This is a genomic window from Streptomyces sp. NPDC005808, assembly GCF_042871385.1.
GTDB lineage: Bacteria > Actinomycetota > Actinomycetes > Streptomycetales > Streptomycetaceae > Streptomyces.
Window position 1 is genome coordinate 420,768 of the sequence record NZ_JBIAIK010000006.1, and the last position, 23,038, is coordinate 443,805.

General features: G+C 71.0%; 18 protein-coding genes. 6 read left to right on the forward strand and 12 right to left on the reverse strand.

Annotation, left to right across the window (positions count from 1 at the left end; all coding sequences use genetic code 11):
• Positions 1-28 precede the first annotated feature (28 nt).
• Positions 29-529, reverse strand: coding sequence for a hypothetical protein (locus ACFYPC_RS16805; RefSeq protein ID WP_388676086.1), 501 nt, complete (start codon positions 527-529; stop codon positions 29-31).
• A gap of 117 nt (positions 530-646) precedes the next feature.
• Here ACFYPC_RS16805 and ACFYPC_RS16810 point away from each other — a divergent pair, with 117 nt between their 5' ends.
• Positions 647-1,945 carry an ABC transporter substrate-binding protein gene (locus ACFYPC_RS16810; protein WP_388676089.1) on the forward strand — a complete coding sequence of 433 codons (1,299 nt, stop codon included), beginning with the start codon at positions 647-649 and terminating at the stop codon, positions 1,943-1,945.
• Positions 1,946-2,113: 168 nt separating this feature from the next.
• Here the strand turns inward: ACFYPC_RS16810 and ACFYPC_RS16815 are convergent, their stop codons facing one another.
• Both ACFYPC_RS16815 and ACFYPC_RS16820 read right to left on the reverse strand, forming a co-directional pair.
• Complete coding sequence (locus ACFYPC_RS16815; RefSeq protein WP_388676092.1) at positions 2,114-4,030, reverse strand: hypothetical protein; 1,917 nt, start codon at positions 4,028-4,030, stop codon at positions 2,114-2,116.
• Positions 4,031-4,230: 200 nt separating this feature from the next.
• The gene (locus tag ACFYPC_RS16820; RefSeq protein ID WP_388676095.1) at positions 4,231-5,616 is read right to left on the reverse strand and encodes a transcriptional regulator; all 1,386 of its coding nucleotides are present in this window, start codon (positions 5,614-5,616) and stop codon (positions 4,231-4,233) included.
• 357 nt (positions 5,617-5,973) lie between these two features.
• Between ACFYPC_RS16820 and ACFYPC_RS16825 the strand changes: the two genes are divergently transcribed.
• From ACFYPC_RS16825 to ACFYPC_RS16835, 3 genes are all read left to right on the forward strand, one after another.
• Positions 5,974-6,642 (forward strand): bifunctional DNA primase/polymerase, encoded by a 669-nt coding sequence (locus ACFYPC_RS16825; RefSeq protein ID WP_388676098.1) that lies wholly within the window; start codon positions 5,974-5,976, stop codon positions 6,640-6,642.
• Positions 6,643-6,762: 120 nt separating this feature from the next.
• Positions 6,763-7,554, forward strand: a complete 792-nt coding sequence (locus ACFYPC_RS16830) for an ABC transporter ATP-binding protein (protein ID WP_388676100.1) — start codon at positions 6,763-6,765, stop codon at positions 7,552-7,554.
• The gene (locus tag ACFYPC_RS16835; protein ID WP_388676103.1) at positions 7,551-9,194 is read left to right on the forward strand and encodes a transporter; all 1,644 of its coding nucleotides are present in this window, start codon (positions 7,551-7,553) and stop codon (positions 9,192-9,194) included. The genes ACFYPC_RS16830 and ACFYPC_RS16835 overlap by 4 nt, the downstream gene beginning before the upstream one ends.
• A gap of 31 nt (positions 9,195-9,225) precedes the next feature.
• Here the strand turns inward: ACFYPC_RS16835 and ACFYPC_RS16840 are convergent, their stop codons facing one another.
• Together ACFYPC_RS16840 and ACFYPC_RS16845 are read right to left on the reverse strand one after the other, a co-directional pair.
• Positions 9,226-10,242, reverse strand: coding sequence for an alpha/beta fold hydrolase (locus ACFYPC_RS16840; RefSeq protein ID WP_388676106.1), 1,017 nt, complete (start codon positions 10,240-10,242; stop codon positions 9,226-9,228).
• Between the two features lie 849 nt (positions 10,243-11,091).
• On the reverse strand, positions 11,092-11,784 hold the full coding sequence (locus ACFYPC_RS16845) for a metal-dependent transcriptional regulator (RefSeq protein WP_388676109.1): 693 nt from the start codon (positions 11,782-11,784) through the stop codon (positions 11,092-11,094).
• 316 nt (positions 11,785-12,100) lie between these two features.
• Between ACFYPC_RS16845 and ACFYPC_RS16850 the strand changes: the two genes are divergently transcribed.
• Positions 12,101-12,856, forward strand: a complete 756-nt coding sequence (locus ACFYPC_RS16850) for an SIS domain-containing protein (protein WP_388676112.1) — start codon at positions 12,101-12,103, stop codon at positions 12,854-12,856.
• A gap of 57 nt (positions 12,857-12,913) precedes the next feature.
• Here the strand turns inward: ACFYPC_RS16850 and ACFYPC_RS16855 are convergent, their stop codons facing one another.
• Both ACFYPC_RS16855 and ACFYPC_RS16860 read right to left on the reverse strand, forming a co-directional pair.
• Positions 12,914-14,305 carry a PAS domain-containing protein gene (locus ACFYPC_RS16855; RefSeq protein ID WP_388676115.1) on the reverse strand — a complete coding sequence of 464 codons (1,392 nt, stop codon included), beginning with the start codon at positions 14,303-14,305 and terminating at the stop codon, positions 12,914-12,916.
• Between the two features lie 539 nt (positions 14,306-14,844).
• Positions 14,845-15,945 (reverse strand): citrate synthase 2, encoded by a 1,101-nt coding sequence (locus ACFYPC_RS16860; protein WP_388676117.1) that lies wholly within the window; start codon positions 15,943-15,945, stop codon positions 14,845-14,847.
• A gap of 311 nt (positions 15,946-16,256) precedes the next feature.
• On the opposite strand from ACFYPC_RS16860, the gene pdxH reads away from it, so the two are divergent.
• Positions 16,257-16,931 carry a pyridoxamine 5'-phosphate oxidase gene (gene pdxH, locus ACFYPC_RS16865; RefSeq protein WP_388676120.1) on the forward strand — a complete coding sequence of 225 codons (675 nt, stop codon included), beginning with the start codon at positions 16,257-16,259 and terminating at the stop codon, positions 16,929-16,931.
• A gap of 6 nt (positions 16,932-16,937) precedes the next feature.
• On the opposite strand, the gene ACFYPC_RS16870 is transcribed toward pdxH, so the two are convergent.
• The 5 genes from ACFYPC_RS16870 to ACFYPC_RS16890 are packed head-to-tail and all read right to left on the reverse strand — an operon-like array spanning position 16,938 to position 23,014.
• Entirely contained in the window at positions 16,938-17,606 is a 669-nt protein-coding gene (locus tag ACFYPC_RS16870) for a TetR/AcrR family transcriptional regulator (RefSeq protein ID WP_388676123.1), read from the reverse strand.
• Positions 17,594-18,328, reverse strand: a complete 735-nt coding sequence (locus ACFYPC_RS16875; protein WP_388676126.1) for an enoyl-CoA hydratase family protein — start codon at positions 18,326-18,328, stop codon at positions 17,594-17,596. Before ACFYPC_RS16875 ends, ACFYPC_RS16870 begins: the two co-directional genes overlap by 13 nt.
• The gene (locus tag ACFYPC_RS16880) at positions 18,325-19,890 is read right to left on the reverse strand and encodes a 4-coumarate--CoA ligase family protein (protein WP_388676129.1); all 1,566 of its coding nucleotides are present in this window, start codon (positions 19,888-19,890) and stop codon (positions 18,325-18,327) included. The genes ACFYPC_RS16875 and ACFYPC_RS16880 overlap by 4 nt, the downstream gene beginning before the upstream one ends.
• 51 nt (positions 19,891-19,941) lie before the next feature.
• Positions 19,942-21,102 carry an acyl-CoA dehydrogenase family protein gene (locus ACFYPC_RS16885; protein ID WP_388676132.1) on the reverse strand — a complete coding sequence of 387 codons (1,161 nt, stop codon included), beginning with the start codon at positions 21,100-21,102 and terminating at the stop codon, positions 19,942-19,944.
• A gap of 49 nt (positions 21,103-21,151) precedes the next feature.
• On the reverse strand, positions 21,152-23,014 hold the full coding sequence (locus ACFYPC_RS16890; protein WP_388676276.1) for an acetyl/propionyl/methylcrotonyl-CoA carboxylase subunit alpha: 1,863 nt from the start codon (positions 23,012-23,014) through the stop codon (positions 21,152-21,154).
• Positions 23,015-23,038: the final 24 nt, after the last annotated feature.

Below are 23,038 nucleotides of genomic sequence, written 5' to 3' on the forward strand. Positions count from 1 at the left end.
GCCGATGCGACCGCAGGGCCAGGCAGGTCTACGCCGACCGCGTCAGGATCTTCAGCAGCTCGAGCGTGCGCGGTGGAATGTCGGGGTCCTCCCCGTCGCTCACCGCGAGGCGCACGTGCGCGTCGCGCGCGGCGCGCACCGCGTCGGGCCAGCCCGGGTGGTCGAGGTACGCGGCGACGAGGGCGTCGGGTCCCACCTGGTGCATGATCCGCAGGACGCGGAGCACGGCGGTGTCGACGAGCGCGGCCTCCTGGGAGTCCCGGAAGATCGTGCCGACGTATTTCTCGGCGGACCAGTTGTCCAGCCAGGTGTCCTCGACCAGGCGGTACACGGCGTCGGTGACGTCCCCGTACCCTTCGACGCCCGCGAGCCAGACGCCCCGCTGGAAGTCGGTGTCGGAAAGCATGTGCAGCGCGGAGCGCACATTGCTGCGCCAGCGCCACCACGGCATGTCGTTCAGTGGCATGCCGCCCATGGTGGATGAGCGACTGCCGCGACGGGAAGAGTTCTCCGAACCTTGCACGGTCACCGATCGTACGTTCCTTGTGAAGAGCAGATCATCCACCCCTGCAATTCACCTCTGAGTCACGTCGGGTTGACCATCAGTCACTCCCTGGTTATTGCTGTGACGGAATCGTGCATGTCCATGACCGGCAGGCGACGCACGCGCACCTCCTCCCCCGTCCTCCCCCGGCCCCTCAAGGCCACGTTGCTGTCCGCGGGCGCGCTGGTGGCGTGTGCGTCGATCGCCGTCGGGTGTGGCGTCATCCCCGGTGTCACAGGTGGCTCCGGGGATGGCTCCATCACCGTCATGACGTGGGCGCCCGAGGACACCGCCGCGACCAACAAGCCCGGCATGCCCGCCATGGCGAAGGCCTACGCGCGCTGGGTCAACGACCAGGGCGGCATCAACGGCCACAAGCTCAACATCCTGACCTGCAACGACCACAACGACAGCGTGGACGCCGCCGCCTGCGCGCGCCGCGCCGTCGACGAGAACGTTGTCGCGGTCGTCGGCTCCTACAGCCAGCACGGCCGCTCCTTCCTCGCCCCGCTGGAGGGCGCGGGCATCCCGTACATCGGCGGCTACGGCGTCACCGACGACGAGTTCACCAGTCCGCTGTCCTACCCCGTCAACGGCGGGGAGCCCGCGCTGCTGGCAGGCCTCGGCGAGCAGCTCGGCAAGGACTGCGGCCCGGTCGCGCTCGTACGTCCGGACACCATGGCCGGTGACGAGCTCCCGGTGCTGTTCGACTCCGGTCTGAAGGCGTCGGGCCACGCGTCCGCCGCCGACCAGCGGGCCGCCGACGACGCGACCGAGTATTCGGAGCAGACGCAGACGGCCCTGGAGACCGCGACCTCCGACCCGCTCCAAAGCGGTTGCGTGGTGCCCGCGCTCGGCGACCGTACGGACACCTTCATGGACTCCTTCCGGCGCGACCGCGAGGTCTACGAGAAGGTGAGCGTGGGCACGGTCCTCGGCAGTGTCGACCAGTCGGTCATCAACTCCACCGGCGGCGCGTCGAGCCCGTACGAAGGCGCGTTAGTCACCGGCTGGTACCCGCCCGCGAGCGACCCGAGCTGGGACGCGATGCGCAAGGTGATCACCGACTACGCCTTCGACGACAACCGGATCGACGCCGCGGACACCGGAGTGCAGACCACCTGGATCGCGTACACGGTGCTGAAGAAGGCCGTCGAGTCGCTCGGCGACGGCGAGGTCTCCGCGCTCACGGTCCGGCGGGCCCTCGACGACGGTCTCAAGGTGACCACCGACGGGCTCACCCCGACCCTCAGCTGGCGCTTCGAGGACATGATCGCGGCCGTCGACTTCCCTCGACTCGTCAACGCCGACGTCACCTTCCAGGTCGTACGCGAGGGCCAACTGGCGGCGGCGCGCAAGGGGTTCGTCAACATGTCGAAGACGCTCGAGAGCGCCGACTAGGGCAGGTCCCAGGGGCCCGGGCCCGTTCACGTCGGCCGGTGACGGCCCTGCACCGGCCCTGCACCGGCCCCGCACCGGCTGCGGGGCCGCCCCGGTCGGTGTCGCCGGTGTTGGCCGGTCCGGGAACCGGTCCCGGAAGGCACCACGCCGGCCAACGCGAACGGGCTCTCACAGCTGGGTGCGCGAGCGCTCCGTCAGTCCGTACGTCGACGCGATGGAGTTCCACAGCTTGGCGGCCTTCTCCTTCGCCGCGCTCGCCGTGCCGCTGTCCTGGTTGCCCGCCTGGCTCTCGCCCGTGCCGACAGCCTTGCCGCCCTTGCAGCCCTTCTTGCCGGCCGCCTGGTCGGCCCAGGCGGCGTAGTGGTTGTCGGCCGACTCGGAGGCCTTCCAGCCGTTGGTGAGCTGGGTCGTCAGCTCGGCGTGGTTCGGGAGCTGGTCCAGCGCGAGGGCGTCGAGCCGGGTGACCAGCTCGCCCCGCTGGCCGGCCGCGGCGCGCAGATCACTGGCCGCCTGGCCCAGGTTCTTGCACGCCGTCACGTTCGCCACGGCGTTGATCACCGAGTCGCGGCTGGCATTGGCGTCCGCGAGAAGCTTGTCCAGCTCGACGGCCTGCGCCTTGGCCGAGTCGGCGGACGCCGACGCCGAGCCCTCCGCCGCGGGAGCTGTCGCCGACACGGTCGTGCTGTTGTCTCCGCTGTCGTCGCCTCCGCCACTGCTGAGCATGGCGCCCGCACCGATGCCGAGCACGGCGATGCCGATGCCGACCGCGGCGATCAAGGGGACGCGTGAACCGCTGCGCCCCCCGCCACCGCCACCACTGTCGTTCGCGCCCGCACGCCGTGCAGCGGCTCGCCCGCCCGGCGCTCCGGGTCCACCCGGGCCCTGCGCGGCGTATCCGCCCGAGTCCCGCGCACCGTACGCGCCGGGAGCCTGCGCCCCGTACGGTGCGTGCGGAGCCGACGGGTCGAACCGCGGCATCTGCTGCGTCCCCGGGGAGCCCTGCGGCTCGCTGCGGAACAGGTTGTCGAACTCCGCCGGCGGCTGCCGGTCCTCCGGCTCACCCGGCCGCATCCCGTAGGACGGCCCGCCGGGCTGCGCGGGAACGGGGGCGATGAACTGCGTGGCCTGAGCGTCCGGGTGCTCGGCGGGAGGCAGAGGTCCCGCACCGCCCTGCGACTGCCGCCCCAGGAACTGAGTGGCGCCGGCGTGCACTTCAGGAGGCAGCGCCCCCGGGCCCACCGGGGGGAGGAACTGGGTGGCACCCTCCTCGGGCGCGGAGGGCGCAGGCGGGATGTGCGGTATGTACTGCGTCGCACCCTCGTCGCCGACCGGGGCGGGCGGAATGTGCGGTATGTACTGAGTCGCGCCTTCGTCGGCGACAGGCGGAAGCGGCAAACCCGCCCCCATCCCCATCCCCACACCCTCCGGCGGCAACGGCTGCGCAACAGACGGCACGGGCGGCACGGACGACGAGTGCGAGGCGTGCGAGGCGTGCGAGGCGGCACCGTACCCACCGGCCCCCTGCGCCGCGACGCCGTCATGGCCCTCGTACGACTGCGCGGAGGCGCCTCCGTACGACGGGTCCTGGGCGCCCCCGTACGACGCGCCCTCCGGCGGCAGCGGCCCGGCCCCGGGCGCCTGCTGCGGCGCGTAGCCCTGCGGCTGGTGAGCCCCCTGCGAACCCGGCAGCTCCTGATCCCCGTACGAAGCAGGACCGGCTTCCCCGCCCGGCAGCGGCCGCTGCTGGGCCGGGCCGTCGCCCCAGCCCGGTCTCGGTTCCGGGGAAGCCCAGCCCTGGGACGCCTCGGGAGTACCCCATCCCGGGGCGGGCGGCTGGGGGTCTCCCCAGGTCTGGGTACCGTTCATCGGCGCTCCCCAGCCCTGGTCCGGCTGCTGTTCCGGCTGCGGGGCGGGAGCCGACTGCTGCTCGGGACCCCACGGGCGGTCCCATGCCTGACCGCCCGCCGGGCTCGTACGGTCGCCCGTCATACCTGGCAGCAGGGGCGCACCGCCGTCGGAGGGCAGCACGATGCCTTCGCGCGCGGGTCGCGGCGAGGGCTCTTCGCCCTGTCCACTCTGCGTCACCGGGACTCCTACGAATGGGGGACCTTCGGAATCATCGGCTCACGCTACCGGGTCCCCCCAACCCGGTGCCACGCAGCACAGAACGAGACCTCTACCCCTGTGAGCGCGGTAACAAAACCGCTCCCCTTCTGCCGTATCTTCCCCTCGCCACAACTCCGTTGATCATTTACCCTGCGTTCACCGCCTGGCCCAGCGAGCGTTCACGCCGCCGCCTGCAACTCCATCCGCGCCCCGAACTCCCGTACCACCGGCTCGTCCTGATACGGCTCCAAGCGCTGCTGGAAGTCCTCCAGGTACTCGGCACCCCGGTTGGAGCGCAGCGTGCCGAGCAACTCGACGGCGCGCAGCCCGGTGTGGCAGGCCTGCTCGATCTCGCGCTGCTGGACCTGCGCGGTGGCCAGCAGTACGTAGCCGATCGCGCGACGCCGGGCCTTCGACTCGGGAAGCCCGGCAAGGGACTCCTCCGCGCAGCGCGCGGCGGCCTCCGCCTGTCCGAGGTCCCGGTGGCAGTGCGCCAACTCGTCGGCCAGATAGGCCTCGTCGAAGTGCGCGATCCACGTCGGGTCGTCCCCGGAGGCCGAGTCTGCCGACTCCAGGGCGCTGAGGGCCCGCCCCGACGCCGCCTGGGCGGCGCGCGCATCACCCAGCAGTGCGTGCCCGCGCGCCTCAGCGGCGTGGAACATCGACTCCGCGCGCGGAGTCACCCGCCCGCGCGCTCCTTCCTGCGCCGCGCGTGCCAACTGCGCGATCTCACGCGGGTTTCCGAGCTGCGCCGCCAGGTGACTCATGGACGCGGCCAGTACGTACCCGCCGTACGCCCGGTCCCCGGACGCCTGGGCGAGCCGCAGCGCCTGGATGTAGTAGCGCTGGGCGAGGCCCGGCTGGCCGGTGTCGATGGCCATGTAGCCGGCGAGTTCCGTCAACCGGGACACGGCGGCGAACAGTTCGCGCCCGACCGCCTCCCGGTAGGAACCCGCGAGCAGCCCGGAGACCACGCTGTTCAGATAGTGGACGACGACCGGGCGTACATGCCCGCTGCCGTACTGGTGGTCCAGGTCCACCAGCGCCTGGGTCATCGCGCGGACCGCCTCGACGTCCGAGACCCCGACCCGCGGGCCGGCCGAACGCGCCACCTGGGAGTCCGGCGAGGAGATCAGCCAGTCGCGGCTGGGCTCGACGAGCGCGGAGGCGGCGACGGACGAGCCGGAGAGGAAGTCCCTGCGGCCGACATCACTGCGCCACAGCTCGCAGACCTGCTCGATCGCTCCCAGTACGGTCGGCGAGAACTGGAGACCGACACCGGACGCGAGGTTCTTGCCGTTCGCCATGCCGATCTCGTCGATCGTGACCGTACGGCCCAGTTTGCGGCCGAGCGCCTCGGCGATGATCGCCGGAGCACGTCCACGCGGCTGCTGTCCGCGCAGCCAGCGCGCCACGGACGTCTTGTCGTAACGCAGATCGAGACCGTGCTCCGCGCCGCACATGTTGACCCTGCGGGCCAGCCCGGCGTTCGAGCAACCGGCTTCCTGGATGAGCGCCTGCAGTCGTTCGTTCGGCTGCCGCGCGACGAGCGGCCTTGCGGCCATGGCTTACCCCCTGTGGCTGCGGTGCATGCCCACGCACCGAGTTGACGTGTCCTCAGTGGCCGAACTCAGGAAGGGAACAGCGGTGGAAGGAGGGAACAGTGGTGGAAGAGGAACATCGAAAGAACTCGGCCATGAAGATCAATGCCCCGCAGACACAGCGAAGATGCGAGACATGTGAGGATTGCCGGGGTAAAGGCGGTGCCCAACCCCTGGTGCCCAACCCCTCACGTGGCTACCCAGCCCCCGCCGCCATCCCCCGTGCGCGCCCCCACCCGTGCATCCATGCGCCCCACATGCGGGATCGATGCCCCTCCCCCGCGCGCGCGTCCCCCGTAACCCGAGGTGGACGCGGGAGTTGTGTTCCACGTGGACGAGACCATCGCAGGCACCGAGACCGCCCAGATCCCCCAGCAGCGCGGCGAATCGCTGCAGGACACCGCCGTGCGCTATGCCGAGGAGCGCCACTGGGACGTGTTCCCCGGCACCTGGCTGGAAGCCGTCGACGGGGTGCATCGCTGCTCCTGCGGCGAGGCGGAGTGCCCCACGCCGGGCGCGCATCCGACGCGTGAGGACTGGGCGACGCAGGCCACGGGCAGTGCGACCGTCGCGCGCCGTCTGTGGGCGAAGCACCCGACGGCGTCGATCCTGCTGCCCACCGGGCGTACGTTCGACGCGATCGACGTGCCCGAGACCGCCGGTTTCCTCGCCCTCGCCCGCATGGAGCGCATGGAACTGACCCTCGGGCCCGTCACCTGCACCCCGGACCGGCGCATGCATTTCTTCGTACTTCCGGGCGCCGCCGCGAAGGTCCCCGACCTGGTGCGGAAGGTGGGCTGGCCGGCCGCATCCCTCGATCTGATCACCCTGGGCGAGGGAGAGTACGTCGCGGCGCCGCCTACGCGGTTCGGGTCGCGGGGGGCCGTGCAGTGGGCCTGCCGGCCCACCCCCGCGAACCGGTGGCTGCCCGACGCGGAGGAGCTGATCTCGCCGCTCGCATACGCTTGCGGGCGGGAAGGCCGTCGGTAGCTCCCGCAGGTCGCTCTTGGCCACGGGCTCGCTGTGGCTGGTCACGCCCCGCGGCGGAGCCGCTTGAAGGCAGAGCCCCGCGCCCCTAAAAATCAGGGCGTCGCCCCTTAGGGTGCCTGTATGACCGAGGGATCTGGGGCCGTCGTGCCCGCCGTACGCGTGCGAGGGCTCTGGAAGCGGTTCGGGGAGCAGATCGCTGTCTCCGGGGTCGATCTGGAGCTGCCTGCGGGGCAGTTCATCGGGCTCGTCGGGCCGAACGGAGCCGGCAAGACCACCACCCTCTCGATGGTGACCGGCCTGCTCAGGCCCGACCAGGGCACCGTCGAGGTCGTCGGGCGTGACGTGTGGAGCGACCCGGTCGAGGTGAAGGCGCGGATCGGTGTGCTGCCCGAGGGGCTCCGGCTCTTCGAGCGGCTCTCCGGGCGCGAACTCCTCGGCTACACCGGCCGGTTGCGGGGCCTGCCGGGCGCCGAGGTCGACAAACGCGCCACCCAGCTCCTCGACGTCCTCGACCTCGCGGGCGCCCAGCACAAACTCGTCGTCGACTACTCCACGGGCATGCGCAAGAAGATCGGCCTGGCCTGCGCTCTCCTCCACAACCCCGAAGTCCTCTTCCTCGACGAACCGTTCGAGGGCGTCGACCCGGTCTCCGCGCAGACAATCCGCGGCGTCCTGGAGCGGTACACCGGATCGGGCGCCACCGTCGTCTTCTCCTCCCACGTCATGGAACTGGTCGAGTCGCTGTGCGACTGGGTCGCCGTCATGGCCGCGGGTCGGATCCGCGCACACGGCCCGCTCGCGGACGTACGCGGCAGCGCCCCCTCCCTCCAGCACGCCTTCCTGGAACTCGTCGGCGCCAACAGCCGCGCCGCCGGCGCCGACCTGGACTGGCTGGGCGGCGGGGCACGATGAGCGCGAAGACCGGCGTGCCCGCCGCCTCGATCACCAACACCGGTGTCACCGCGATGTCGATCACACCCGTCGTCGTACGCCTGAAGCTTTCGCTCCTGCGCAACGGGCTGCGGCAGTCGGCCGGACGACGGGCCGCGTACGTCGCCTCCGCCGTCTTCGTCCTCCTCTTCGCCGCCCTCCAACTGCTCGGCCTGATCGCCCTGCGCGGCAACGCGCACGCCACCGCCCTCGCCGTACTGCTCGTGGCGCTCCTGGCACTCGGCTGGACCGTGATGCCGCTGCTCTTTCCCGGCGGCGACGAGACGCTCGACCCGACCCGCCTGGTGATGCTGCCGCTGCAACCACGCCCGCTCGTACGGGCGCTGCTCACGGCCTCACTCGTCGGCATCGGGCCGCTCTTCACGCTGTGCCTGCTCGTCGGATCCGTGATCGCCGTGGCGCACGGCGCGGCGGCGTACGTCACCGGCGTCGTCGCCGTGGTCCTGGGGCTCCTCGTCTGCGTGGCCCTCGCGCGCGCCGTCGCCGCCGCCAACATCCGCCTGCTGACCAGCCGCAGGGGCCGTGACCTCGCGGTGCTGAGCGGCCTGGTCATCGCGGTCGGCGCGCAGGTCGTCAACTTCGGTGCGCAGCGGCTCAATTCGGCCGGCGGGCTCGCGGAGCTCGACGCGCTGGGCGATGTGCTGAGCTGGCTGCCGCCCGCCTCCGCGATCGGCGCGGTGCACTCGGTGAGTGAGGGGTCGTACGGGATCGGCCTCACCCAACTCGCTTTGAGCGCCGCCGCGTTGGCCGGGCTGCTGGCGCTCTGGTCGCACCACCTGACCCGGCTGATGACCTCGCCGGACGGGTCGACCCTGCAGGCGGCGGAACCGGCGGCGCGGGAACGGCGATCCTCGGGCCTGATCGGGCTGTTGCCGGCCGGCCGCACCGGGACCGTCATGGAACGCAGTCTGCGGTACGTGTGGCGCGACCCGAAGACCAAGGCGGCGTGGGTGACCTCACTCGCCATCGGGCTGATCGTGCCCGTGTTCAACGCCCTCCAGGGCACCGGCTCGATCTATTTCGCCTGCTTCGCCGCCGGGATGCTCGGGATCCAGATGTACAACCAGTTCGGGCAGGACACGTCCGCGTTCTGGATGGTCGCCATGACGATCTCCTCCACGCGTGACGCGTACGTCGAACTGCGCGGGCGCGCACTGGCACTGCTGCTGATCACCCTCCCGTACGCCGCCCTCGTGACCGTCCTGACGACCGCGCTGCTCGGCGACTGGCCCAGACTGCCCGAGGCGCTGGGCCTCTCCTTCGCGCTGCTCGGCGCGATGCTGGCGACCGGCGCGTGGACCTCCGCCCGCTTCCCGTACTCGATCCCCCAGGAGGGCTACAAGAACGTCGCCCCGGGGCAGGCCGGGCTCGCCTGGATCGCGATCTTCGGCGGCATGGTCGCGGCGGCCCTGCTCTGCGCCCCCGTCATCGCCCTCACGATCTGGCTGAACGTGTCCGCGGACGGGAACGAGTGGACATGGCTGCTGCTGCCGGTCGGTGCCGCGTACGGGGTCCTGATCACGATGGCGGGGCTGCGGATGGCGGCGCCGCGGACGGCGGGGCGGCTGCCGGAGATCCTGGCGGCGGTCAGCAAGGGCTGACCGCCGCCGGTCAAACAAAGATGGGCACCGGCTAGCCGGTGAGAACCCCGTCCAGGAACGGTTCGATCGCCCCGCGCCAGGCGTCCGGCTGGTCGTAGTGCACGAGATGGCCCGCGTCGGCGACCTCCGCGTACTGGCCGTTCGGCAGGACTCGGACCATCTCCTGGGACTCGGCCCGGCCGAGCTCGCCGTCCAGTCCCCGTACGACCAGGGCGGGGCACCGGACCTGGGCCAGCTCCTCCCAGTGGGCGTCGTACACCCAGGTCTGGCGGGACTTGAGCATCTGCGCGGGTTCGAAGACGGGGCGCCAGCCGTCGTCGGACTCGTGCATCACCTCGGCGTAGAACTCGCCGCGGGAGGGGTTGGGGCGCTCCACCCAGGGGTCGTCCTCGCCGAACCACTTGCGTACGTCCGCGAGCGTGGCGAAGGGGACGGGCCAGGCCTTGAACCAGTCCTCCCACTCGCGCTGCGAGGCGGCGCCCAATGCCGACGCCCGCATGTCACAGATGATCAGGCCGCAGACGAGATCGGGGCGCTTGGCGGCGAGCTGCCAGGCGGTCAGCGCGCCCATGGCGTGGCCGATGAGGACGGCAGGGGCGAGGCCGAGCTGTTCGAGAGCGGCCTCGGCGTCCTCGACGTATGCCTCGCGGGTGTAGGCGGCCTCGGGCGGCTTGTCGCTCTGGCCGTGGCCTCGCTGGTCGAGCGCGACGGCGCGGTGTCGTTCGGAGAGCCAGCGGGCGGTGGACGCCCAGTGGGAGGCGCGGCCCATGAGGCCGTGCAGTAACAGCACGCCGGGCGCACTGGGGACCACCTCGGGCCCGGCTCCGATCCCGGTCGGGGTCTCAACCCTCGTCTCGGTACCCCTCCCGCTCCCCCTCCCGCTCCCGGTCTCGCTCCCGGTCTCGGACCTGGGAGGGGCGATGCTGGGGAGGTCGGTCCTGGGGAGGTCGGTCCTGGAGGGATCCGCTTGGGACTTGGGAGGATCGGCGAACTCCCAGGCGGCCAGGCGTACGCCCCCCGCTCCCGTCACATCGATGCGCCGCACCACAGGTAATGGCACCCCCCTAGCTCGCTCGGACCGCCTCGCTCCCGCTCGAGCCGACCGGTCCACTCGTACCGATTCCTACCGCTGTCGTACCGCTGCTCCTGCTGCTCCTAGCCCGCCGGCACTGGATTGCCGCCGGCCGGCGCTGATTGCTACCGGTTGCCGCTGACTGCTGATGGACGTATGCCCCGGGTACCGCGACTCCACCGTCACGTTATCGAATGAGGATTCGAGAACGCCCTTCTCGGGCGCAACACCCCTCATTCGAGTGACCAGCCTCAAGGATTGACCGCCTACGCCATGGGGAGATCTTCAGCGGGGGGCGGGCCGCTCGGGGAAACCGGTCCGAAGGGAATGACCCTGGGAGCTCGGGGCTCCGGGTCAGTACAGGGGAGGACGGGCCCCGGCGCCATTCGGTGCCGGGGCCCTCTCCACATCTGCGGCACATCCTTCCGCCCCCTCCCCGACCGCGCGCCCTCGCTCCCGGACACGGTCAAGAGCCCCCAGGTCATATGCCTCACGCGACAGCCTCGCACGCAAATGGTCCCAGCGCTGCGATTCCGCACACTGAATCTTGGTTCCAAAGAGGTTACGCGGGCATCACAACTACCTCTGTGAACACGGTAGTTGACACGCGAATGACGGGCGGCGAACGCCCGGCGCCGAGGCGCGGGCCCGGCGACAAACACGTAAACGCACGTCAACGCACGTCAACGCACGTCACCACACGGCTTCGGACATGCCGACATGCGGCTAGGAGCACCCAGCACCTCAGTGCTGGGCAACAGGCAGCAGCACCACAGCGCTTGGCAACAGGCAGCACCTCAGTGCTGGGCAACAGGCAGCAGCACCTCAGCGCTTGGCGACGAACACGTGGGAGGCGACTTCCGCCTCCAGCTCCGCGGCCTCGCCTCCGCTGCCCACCAGGACCCCGCCCGCGGACTCCGTCACGCTCACGACGGAACCGGGCTGCACACCCGCCCGCCGCAGCGTGTACATCAGCTGCGCGTCCGTCTGGATCGGCTCGCCGATACGCCGTACGACCACGGTCTTGCCGTCGACGCCCGGGTCCAGCTCGGCCAGCGACACCATGCCCTCGTCCAGGAACGGGTCGGCGCTGTCCTTCTCGCCCAGCTCCTCCAGGCCCGGAATCGGGTTGCCGTACGGCGACTCCGTCGGGTGGCGCAGCAGCTCCAGCACCCGGCGCTCCACCGCCTCGCTCATCACGTGCTCCCAGCGACAGGCCTCGGCGTGCACCTGCTCCCACTCCAGACCGATCACATCGACGAGGAGGCACTCCGCGAGCCGGTGCTTGCGCATGACACGGGTGGCCAGTCGACGCCCCTCGTCGGTGAGCTCCAGGTGCCGGTCGCTGGCGACCGCCACCAGACCGTCGCGCTCCATCCGCGCCACCGTCTGGCTGACCGTCGGCCCGCTCTGGTCCAGCCGCTCCGCGATCCGGGCGCGCATGGGGACCACGCCTTCCTCTTCCAGCTCGAGGATGGTGCGGAGATACATCTCCGTGGTGTCGATCAGTCCGGACATGTGTGCCCCTCGATTAGCTCTGCCGGAGGCTCGGTGGCTCACCGGCTTGTGCGCTGGCCCTGGACTCAATTCTGACGCATACCACTGACAACCGTGCCTCGCCGTTGGAACCACCTGGTTCCAAGCGCCTGCGAGCACCTCGGCGCGGCACGCCCCCGAGGGCGAAAACCCCGTATAAAAGCCGCTCGCCGTGCTGCCGACCGTATTGCCCGCCGTGTCCCCCGCCGTATTGACAGCGCGCTGGTCCAGACCGCACGGTGATCCGCGACACGTCGACGCCGACGCGACCTCGCGAGACTTCGAAGGGGCTCAGCCAATGAGCGAAGGCAAGCTGGCAGGGCAGTTCTTCGACGCCGCGATCGGTCTGCTGCAACAGGTGCGGGACGAGGACGCCGGCGAGATCGAGGCGGCCGGAACACTGATCGCCGACACCGTCGCCGCCGGCGGACGCCTCTTCGCGTTCGGCGCCGGACACTCCTCACTCGCCGCCCAGGACATCGTCTACCGCGCCGGCGGCCTCGCCCTGATGAACCTGCTCGTCGTGCCGGGCGTCGTAGGCGTCGACGTCATGCCGGCGACCCTGGGCTCGGCCCTGGAGCGGGTCGACGGCCTGGCGACCGTCGTCCTGGAATCCAGCCCGGCCCGCTCCGGCGACCTCCTTGTGATCATCTCCCTCTCCGGCCGCAACGCGCTCCCCGTCGAGATGGCCATGAGCGCCCGCGCCCTCGGCCTCAAGGTCATCGGCGTGACCTCCGTCGCGTACACCACGGAGACGAAGTCCCGGCACGCCTCGGGGACCTACCTCAAGGACCACTGCGACATCGTCCTCGACTCAAGGATTCCGGTCGGCGACGCCGAGCTCACCCTGGACACCATCGAGGCCCCCTTCGCCCCCGCCTCCACGGTCGTCACCTCGGCCCTCCTCCAGGCCGTCATGGCCACCGCCGCGGGCGCCCTGGCCGCCCGCGGCATCGAGCCCCCACTGCTGCGCTCGGGCAACGTCGACGGCGGCCACGAGTGGAACAGCCGGGTGATGACGGAGTACGGGGACCGGATCTTCTACCAGCAATGAAGCGGCGGGGGTATCCCGGAAAGCAACCCGGGAAGCCCCCCTCCTTCAGGCGCGCCTTCAGGCGCCCCCCGCCTGGTCCCGCAGATCCTCCAGATCCAGCGCCATCGCGATCCGTACGGCCACGTCCTCCGCGTACGTCGCGTCCGCACGCTCGAACTGGCTGCGCCCCGCGCCCCGCAGAAACGTCACGACGCCGAGCGTCCGCCCCCGGCTGCGCAGCACCGCGCACAGCGCGTGCACCGAGTCCGGCGGCCACTGCCGCGTCACGGCCCACTCCCGCGCCCGCGTGGGATCCGTCTCCCGCGCACTCGCCCGCACCGAGCCGGCCCGCTCGACACACTGCAATGCCGGATGCCCGTCCGCGTACCGCACGGGCAGCCCCGCCTTACCGCCCGGCATGCTCGGCCCGGGCGCCCCCGAGGGCGTGGCGGTAGCCCGGACGAGCCGCACAGGTCCCTCGCCGTCCCCCACCGAACCCCCCGCCACCCGGTCGACCAGCGCATGATCGGCGAACCCGGCGAGTGAGAAATCCAGATGTACGGCGGCCGCCTCGCCCGGCTCCTCGCACTCGGCGGCCGCCCGCGCCGCCCGGTGCAGCTGGTTGGCCCGGAACCGCAGCAGCGCCGCCTCCTGCTCGGTCTGCTTGGCCTCGGTCACGTCCAGGAAGAGCCATCCCACACCCAGCGGGACCGGCTCCTCGGTGAGCGGCGAGGAGAGCCGCAGGAAGCCGCTGCGCCAGCACCGCCGTGTCTCACCCTCCTGCGTCCGCACGCTCACCCACATCTCTGCGGGAGCGGGCGGCGCGCCCTCGGCCAGCACATGCGTGAGCGCGCTCTCCAACTCCTCGACGCCCTGCGAGAGCAGCTCCCCCAGAGGCCGCCCGAGAACCGCCGTACGCCCGATGCCGAGCGCACGGGCCGCGTGTGCGTTGACCACGGCGGGGCGCAGATCCACGTCCACGAGCACCACACCCCAGCTGGCGTCCTCGAACAACGCCTCGCTCAGGGCGATGGACCGCTCCAGATCGATCTGCGCGTGCACCTCGCTGAAGGCGCAGTACACCCCTGCGGGCTTCCCGTCGGGTCCGCGCACGGCAGCCGACTGGGTCCGTACGAGCACCCGGCCGCCGTCCTTGGTCAGCAGCGCGAACTCGTTCACCTGCCGCCCGGGCGCTTCCATGGCGGACAACAGCCGCCCCTCGACCTCTGCCGCGTCGGCGGTCCGCACGGCCCACCCGGCGAACCCCTGCCGCCCCACGGCCTCCGCGGCCGTCCACCCCAGAATCCGCTCGGCCTCACGATTCCAGTGTGTCACGACACCGTCGACGTCAAAGGCACACAGCGCCGCGTCCATCCCGTCGAGCAGCGCGGCAAGAAGATCCGAACCATCCCGCTCGGGCTCGTCCGGCCCCAGCTCATCGGTGGTCCCACTACGCCGGGAAGCACTCACCTGGACCCCCTGCAGGCTGCGTCCGCACGTACGACGCGACAGTTCGCTCACTCACCATCATTCAACTCGAACGTGACCCAGCCCACACCTGGTTCCCCAAAGATTGGACGAAATCGTTGTACACCGAATTCCCGCCCCCCTGCCCGGTGACCAGCCGCAAGGGACATCCCCGACGATCACCCACCTGCCCCTTGACGCCCAGCTCCGCGCCTTACTCCACCCGGCGAGAACTCCTGCCACTACCTTTTCGAAAAACCGGTTGAGCCGCGTTCGATGGGTTCTTAGAGTGGGCGGCACGCTAGCGAAAAGGAGGTGATCCGGCAGATGTATGGCAACCGGACGAGCGAGGTGGCTGCGGGCTAGTAGCCCGTCACCACACCCAGTGCGGTGCCGGACCAGCGCGTGAACTGTGCGTGCAGCCGGCCCAATCTCCAGCAGTCACCCGACCCGCGGGCTCGCCGGTACGTCCGGCCGGCTCCTTCGCCGAGAGGCGGAGGAACCAGAGCTCGCGGGTCGTCTGCGTTTCAGGGCCGATGTGATCAGTGCGGGATGCTCTCGTAGCCCGGGATCTCCTGGGGGCCGCGGGTGCCGGGGCCCACGTAGCGGGCGGAGGGGCGTACGAGCCGGCCCGTGCGCTTCTGTTCCAGGATGTGGGCGGACCAGCCGGCGGTGCGGGCGCAGGTGAACATCGAGGTGAACATGTGCGCCGGGACCTCGGCGAAGTCCAGGACGATGGCGGCCCAGAACTCGACGTTCGTCGCCAGGACGCGGTCCGGGCGGCGGGAGTGGAGCTCGGCGAGGGCGGCCTTCTCCAGCGCTTCGGCGATCTCGAAGCGGGGTGCGCCGAGGTCGCGGGCGGTACGGCGGAGCACACGCGCGCGTGGGTCCTCGGCGCGGTAGACGCGGTGGCCGAAGCCCATGAGGCGTTCACCCTTGTCGAGGGCCTGCCTCACGTAGGCGTCGGCGTCGCCGGTGCGCTCGATCTCCTCGATCATGCCGAGGACGCGGGAGGGTGCGCCGCCGTGCAGCGGTCCTGACATGGCGCCGACGGCTCCGGAGAGTGCTGCCGCCACATCCGCGCCGGTGGAAGCGATGACGCGGGCGGTGAAGGTGGAGGCGTTCATGCCGTGTTCGGCGGCGGACGTCCAGTAGGCGTCGACGGCTGCCACGTGCTTGGGGTCCGGTTCGCCGCGCCAGCGGATCATGAAGCGCTCGACTACGGACTGTGCCTTGTCGATCTCGCGCTGCGGGACCATGGCGTTGCCCTGGCCGCGGGCGGACTGGGCGACGTAGGACAGAGCCATGACAGCGGCGCGGGCGAGGTCCTCGCGGGCCTGCTGCTCGTCGATGTCGAGGAGGGGGCGCAGGCCCCACACGGGGGCGAGCATCGCCAGCGCGGACTGTACGTCGACGCGGATGTCGCCGGAGTGCACGGGGATCGGGAACGGCTCGGCGGGCGGCAGGCCGGGGTTGAAGGCTCCGTCGACGAGGAGTCCCCAGACGTTTCCGAAAGAGACGCGGCCGACCAGATCCTCGATGTCGACGCCTCGGTACCGGAGAGCGCCGCCCTCCTTGTCCGGTTCGGCGATCTCCGTCTCGAAAGCGACGACTCCCTCAAGTCCGGGTACGAAGTCGGACATCAGGCGGCTCCTCATGATGTGTGCGACGAATGTTTTGTGGATGGGTAGGGCGGTGCTCGTGACCATATGTCCGTATATCCATGGTGGGTGACGTACGTCCGGTTCCGCGGTCTCCTCGTGGACTCGCGGTCCTGTACGTCACTCCGGTGATGCCCCGTGCGGCCTGAGGTCACCCCAACCGTTGCGACATGAACACGATAGCTCTGAGTGCCACCTTTGGGGAGAGTGCGCGGCACTCAGTGCCATGCGAGTGCCGCCAGTGAAGCGTCACACCCCGCCGGGCGAAGGCCCGGATAGGGCAAGATGACCATGTGACCGATCGTGACCCCGCTCTCGACCTCGCCGCGATGCGCGCCCATTACCGGGCAGCGGGGCTCTCCGAGGGCGAGCTGGCCGCCGGCCCCATGGAGCAGTTCGCGCGCTGGTTCGGTCAGGCCGTGCGGGCCGCGGAGCGGGGGGCGGTGTACGAACCGAACGCCATGGTCGTGTCCACCGCGGACGCGGAGGGCCGGCCCAGCTCGCGCACGGTGCTGCTGAAGCAGTACGACGAGCAGGGCTTCGTCTTCTACACCAACTACGAGTCCCGCAAGGCCCGCGACCTGGCCGTCAATCCGTACGTCTCGCTGCTCTTCCCGTGGCACCCGATGGCCCGCCAGGTCATCGTCACGGGCACGGCGCGACGTACCGGACGCGACGAGACCGCCGCGTACTTCCGGACCCGGCCGCACGGTTCCCAGCTCGGCGCGTGGGCCAGTGTCCAGTCCTCGGTGATCGGCTCCCGTGCCCCACTGGACGCCTCCTACGCGGAGTTGAGCGCCCGCTATCCGGAGGGCGAGCAGGTTCCGGTGCCCCCGCACTGGGGCGGCTTCCGGATCGCCCCGCAGACGGTCGAGTTCTGGCAGGGCCGCGAGAACCGGCTGCACGACCGGCTGCGGTACGTGGCGGAGGCGGACGGCAGCTGGAGGGTGGAGCGGCTCAGTCCGTGAGCCACCTCAGGTGAGGATCCCGTCCAGGATCCTGCTCCACTGCGCGACCACCCTCTCCCGCCGCACCCCGTCGTCGGTGAGCAGGTTGGCGAGGCCGAGGCCCCGCGCCATGTCGAGGAGCCCCTGGACCGTCTCCCGTGCGCCCGGGCGGGACTCGTCGGCGCCGAGCAATTCCACGGCTATCCGGTGGGTCTCGCGGCCGACGTGGGCTTCCAGTTCCGTGACCCTGGGGCGGAGTTGATCCTCGTTGGAGGCGGCGACCCAGAGGTGGAGGGCGGCGCGGAAGAGGGGGCCGGTGTAGAGGTCGACCAGGGCGGTGACCACCTCGCGACGGTCGGCGGCGCCCTGCGGGAAGAGGGCCCGCAGGGCTGTGGAGCGTTCCTCGGCGACGTACTCGACGGCGGCCGTGAAGAGGTCCTCGCGGGTCGGGAAGTGGTGCTGGGCGGCGCCCCGGGAGACGCCGGCGCGTTCGGCGACGACGGAGACCGTGGAGCCCGCCCAGCCGTGTTCGGCGAGGCAGGCCACGGCTGCCGCCAGGAGCCGCTGCCGGGTGGCCCGGCTGCGGTCCTGCTTGGGCACGTGCGGCGGACGCGCGGCGGCTTCTTTCGCTCCTTCCAGCGCGCTGTCGTCCGCCGAACTGCCCGCCGTGTTGTCCGTCGTGGTCACACCACCCATGGGGGATCCCGTCTTTCGAGGAAGGCCGTCATTCCCTCGCGGGCCTGCGCGGAGGAGAACAGCCGGGCCGAGAGCGCGGTCAGGTCGGCTGCGTCCCGGTCGAAGGCCTCCAGCACCTTGGCCGTGAGCAGCGACTTCGCCTCGGCGAGACCTTGCGGGGAGGACCGGCGCAGTCCGTCGAGGACGGGGGCGAGGGTTACGTCGACATCGGCGCCCGCCGTCGTCAGGAGCCCGGTGCGGACGGCCTCGGTGGCGTCGAAGCGTTCGCCGGTGAGGTAGTAGCGGGCGAGGGCGCGGGGGTCGGCGCGGGGCACCAGAGGCAGGGAGATGACGGCGGGGGCGACCCCGATGCGTACCTCCGTGAAGGCGAAGGTGGCCTCCAGGGAGGCGGCCGCGATGTCGCAGGCGCCGAGCAGGCCGAGGCCGCCCGCGCGTACGTGTCCGGTCACCCGGGCGACCACGGGTTTGGGCAGTTCGACGAGCTGCCGCAGCAGTGCGACGAGGGCGTCCGGGTGCGGGGGATCGCGCAGGTCGGCGCCCGCGCTGAAGGTGTTCCCGGTGTGGGTGAGGACGATCGCCCGTACGTCGCTGTCCTTGCCGCAGCCGGTGAGGGCGTCCGTCAGTTCGCCCACGAGCGCCGCCGACAGGGCGTTGCGGTTGGCGGGTGAGTCGAGGGTGAGGGTGGTGACGGCGCGGTCGTGCGCCGTGCGCACAAGGGTCACTTGAGCTCCCGGAGTCGGCGGCGCAGGATCTTGCCCGAAGCCGCTCGCGGAATGCCGTCGATGAAGGTGACCTCGCGGACCCTCTTGTACGGGGCGACGCGTTCGGCGACGTACATCATGACCTCTCCTTCGGAGAGGTCAGTGGCGGACGGCTGGCGTACCACGTACGCGCGCGGGATTTCGTTCTTGTCGTCGTTGTAGACACCGATGACGGCTGCGTCGGCGATGCCGGGGTGGGTGAGCAGCAGGGCTTCGAGCTCGGCGGGCGCGACCTGGAAGCCCTTGTACTTGATGAGTTCCTTGACGCGGTCGATGACGAAGAGCCAGCCGTCGGCGTCGACGTAGCCGACGTCCCCGGTGTGCAGCCAGCCGTCGGAGTCGATCATCGCGGCGGTGGCGTCAGGTTGTCCCAGGTAGCCCTTCATGACCTGGGGGCCGCGGATGGCGATCTCGCCGGCCTCGCCGACCTCCAGGTCTTCGGCGGGGTCGTCGAGGGAGACGATGCGCATCTCGGTGCCTGCGATGAGTTTGCCGACGGTCCCGAGGGGCGGGTTCTCGGCGTCCAGGGGGACGACGTGGGTGCCGGGCGACAGTTCTGTCATGCCGTACGACTGGCCGATGGGCGGCAGGCCCAGCCGCTGTGAACAGGCTGCCGCCAGAGCGGCGTCCAGGGGGGCGGCCGAGGAAATGATGTACCTCAGGGACGACAGGTCGTACTTCGCCACGGCCGGGTGCTTGGCCAGGGCGAGGACGATCGGCGGGGCCACGAACAGGGCGGTGATGTGGTGCTTCTGGATGGCCGCGAGGAAGGTTTCGAGGTCGAAGCGGGGCAGCACGACGACCGTGGCGCCCTGCCTCAGGGGCGCGTTCATGAGGGCGGTCAGCCCGTAGATGTGGAAGAAGGGCAGCACGGCGAGGATGCGGTCGCCCGGGCCCATCGGAATGGTCGGCGCGAGCTGCGCGAGGTTGGTGGCGATGGACCGGTGGGTGAGCATCACGCCTTTGGGGATGCCGGTGGTGCCCGAGGAGTACGGCAGGGCCGCGATGTCCTCCACGGGGTCGATGTCGATCTGCGGTTCGGGCGCGGTGGATTCGAGCAGCTCCATCAGTGAGCGGTGGCCGGGCGCCTGGTCGCAGACGAAGATCTCCCGTACGCCGCCCGCGAGTTCGGCGGCCTGGCGCGCTGAGTCCAGGAGGGGCGAGACGGTCACGATCCAGCTCGCGGCGCAGTCGCGGAGCTGCTTGGCGAACTCCTCGGGCGTGGCGAGCGGGTGCACGGTCGTGACCGTGGCCCCCGCGCGCGCGGCCGCGTAGAAGGCCGTCGGGAAGGCGATGGTGTTCGGGCTGTGCAGAGCCAGTACGTCGCCCTTGCTGACGCCCGCCTCGGCGAACCCGGCGGCCAGCCGGCGGTGGAACACGTCGAGTTGGGCGTAGGTGAGCGTGGTGCCGTCCACCCCGTCGATGAGCGCGGGCGCGTCACCGCGCTCGGCGGCGCCGGCGAGGACCGCGTCGTGGATGGGTTCCTCGACGGCCGGGACGTCTTCGTACTGGCTGCGGAACATGGTTCCTCCTGGAGACGGCTGGGCGAGTGGCATCCCATTGCCTAGCACGGCTCAGTAGGACTTGGGCAGGCCGAGGGTCTGGTGGGAGATGTAGTTGAGAACCATTTCCCTGCTGACCGGTGCGATACGGGACACGCGCGACGCCGTGATCAGCGAGGCGAGGCCGAACTCGCGGGTGAGGCCGTTGCCGCCAAGGGTGTGCACGGCCTGGTCGACGGCTTTCACACAGGCTTCTCCTGCCGCGTACTTGGCCATGTTGGCGGCCTCTCCCGCACCGGCGTCGTCGCCCGCGTCGTACAGGTGGGCTGCCTTCTGCATCATCAGGCGGGCGAGTTCGAGCTCGATGTGGGCCTGCGCGAGGGGGTGCGCGATGGCCTGGTGGGCGCCGATGGGGTCCTTCCAGACGGTGCGTTCCTTGGCGTAGGCGATCGCCACGGACAGGGCGTAGCGGCCCATGCCGATCGCGAAGGCGGCCGTCATGACGCGCTCGGGGTTGAGGCCGGCGAAGAGCTGGAGGAGGCCCGCGTCCTCGTCGCCGACGAGTGCGTCGGCGGGCAGCGTCACGTCGTCGAGGGTGAGTTCGAACTGCTTCTCCGCGCCGTGGAGTTCCATGTCGATCTGCCGCCGCCCGAAGCCGTCGGCGTCACGCGGGACGATGAACAGGCAGGGCTTGAGACGGCCGGTGCGCGCGTCCTCCGTACGCCCGACGATGAGGGTCGCGTCGGCGACGTCGACACCGGAGATGAACACCTTGCGGCCGTTGAGGACCCACTGTTCGCCGTCGCGGCGGGCGGTGGTGGTGATGCGGTGGGAGTTGGAGCCCGCGTCGGGTTCGGTGATGCCGAAGGCCATGGTGCGGGTGCCGTCGGCGAGGCCGGGAAGCCACTCCTGTTTCTGCGAGTCCGTGCCGAAGCGGGCGATCACCGTGCCGCAGATCGCCGGTGACACGACCATCATCAGCAGGGGGCAGCCCGCGGCGCCCAGCTCCTCCAGGACGATGGAGAGTTCGGAGATGCCGCCGCCTCCGCCGCCGTAGGCCTCCGGCAGGTTGACGCCGAGGTAGCCGAGTTTGGCCGCCTCGGACCAGAGTTCGTCGGGGTGGGCGCCGTCGGCGACGACCTTGTTGATGTAGTCGCGGCCGTAGCGTTTGCCGAGGGCGGCCACCGCTGCTCGGAGGGCTTTGTGTTCGTCGGTCTCTGCTACCGGGCTCATGAGGTCTCCTGGAATGTGCGGCGGGGTCGTGGCTGGTCGCGCGGCGCCCCTAAAGGGGCCCGTCCGGCTCGTCCGGCTCGACCACGGCCAGCAGGGTGCCGACCTCGACCTGCTGGCCAGGAGCGGCGTGAAGGGCGCTGAGTGTGCCGGTGGCGGGCGCGGAGATCTTGTGTTCCATCTTCATCGCCTCCAGCCAGACGAGGGGCTGTCCGGCCGTCACAGCGGCTCCGGCGGCCAGGCCTTCGGCGACGCGGACGACTGTTCCCGGCATCGGGGCCAGGAGCGAGCCGGGGGCCTGCTGGGTGGTCGGGTCGGGGAAGCGCGGCAGCGCGGTGAGCGTGCAGGCGCCGACGTGGATCCGGTCTCCGTAGCGGCTGATCTCGAACTTGCGCCGTACGCCGTCGATTTCGAGTACGACGAGACCGGCGTCGGCGTGCACGACGCGTACCCCATCGGCGGTGAGGCCGTCGCGGGTGTGCCGGTAGTGGACCTCGTGCTCGGTGCCGTCGACGAGGTAGCGCTTGGTCTGCGGCTGGGAGGGGAGGTTGCGCCAGCCGCCGCCGAACCGGGAGCGGCCGTGCGCGTCGGCGAGGGCCGCGGCGAGGGGTGCGTACGGGTCCGGGGCCGCGCCGGTGAGCTCCTCCAGGTGGCGCTCGTAGAAGCCGGTGTCCATTCGCCCCGACACGAACTCCTCGTGCCGCAGGGACCGTACGAGGAGGTCCCTGTTGGTGACCGGGCCGTGGATGCTCGCCCGTTCCAGCGCGCCCGACAGTTTGCGCAGGGCCTGCGCGCGCGTGGGGGCGTGGGCGACGGCCTTGGCGAGCATCGGGTCGTAGTGGATGCCGATGGGGTCGCCGTCGGTGTAGCCGGTGTCCAGCCGGATGCCTTCCGGGACGGCGAGGCGGTGCAGGGTGCCGGTCTGCGGGGCCCAGGCGTGGGCCGGGTCCTCGGCGTACAGGCGGGCCTCGATCGCGTGGCCACGCGCGCGTGGAGGGTCGTTTTCGAGTACGGCGCCCTCGGCGACCTGGAGCTGGAGCGCCACGAGGTCGATGCCGAAGACGGCTTCCGTGACGGGGTGTTCGACCTGGAGGCGGGTGTTCATCTCCAGGAAGTGGGCCTGGCCGTCGGCGATCAGGAACTCGACGGTGCCCGCGCCCACGTAGTCGACGGCGCGCGCGGCACGCACGGCCAGCTCGTGGAGTTCCGCCACCAGCGCGGGTGCGAGGCCGGGCGCCGGGGCCTCCTCGATCACCTTCTGATGGCGCCGCTGGAGCGAGCAGTCGCGGGTGCCGAGCGCCCACACGGTGCCGTGCGTGTCGGCCAGGATCTGCACCTCGACATGCCGGCCGCCCTCCACATAGGGCTCGACGAAGACCTCCCCGTCACCGAACGCGCTGAGCGCCTCGGCGCGGGCGGCCGTCAACTCGGCGTCGAGGTCGGCGAGTTCCCGTACGACGCGCATACCGCGCCCGCCGCCGCCCGCGGCCGCCTTCACCAGCACGGGGAGGTCTCCCTCCGTCACCGTCGACAGGGGTTCGAGGCCCATCAGCTTCTTGGCGCGCGTCTTCGACGCCATCGCCTCGATCGCCTCGGGCGGCGGTCCGATCCAGACAAGGCCCGCGTCGATCACGGCGCGCGCGAAGTCGGCGTTCTCGGAGAGGAAGCCGTACCCGGGGTGCACGGCGTCCGCGCCGGCGTTCAGGGCCGCCTTCACGATCAGGTCGCCGCGCAGATACGTCTCGGATGGCGCCGAACCCGGCAGCCGTACCGCCGCGTCGGCCACGCGCGCGTGGAGGGCGTTCTCGTCGGCGTCCGAGTGCACGGCGACGGTTCGGATTCCCAACTCGGCGCAGGTGCGGAAGACGCGGCAGGCGATCTCGCCACGGTTGGCGACAAGGAGCGTCGAAATCACGGGCTTCACGGGGTTCATTGGGTC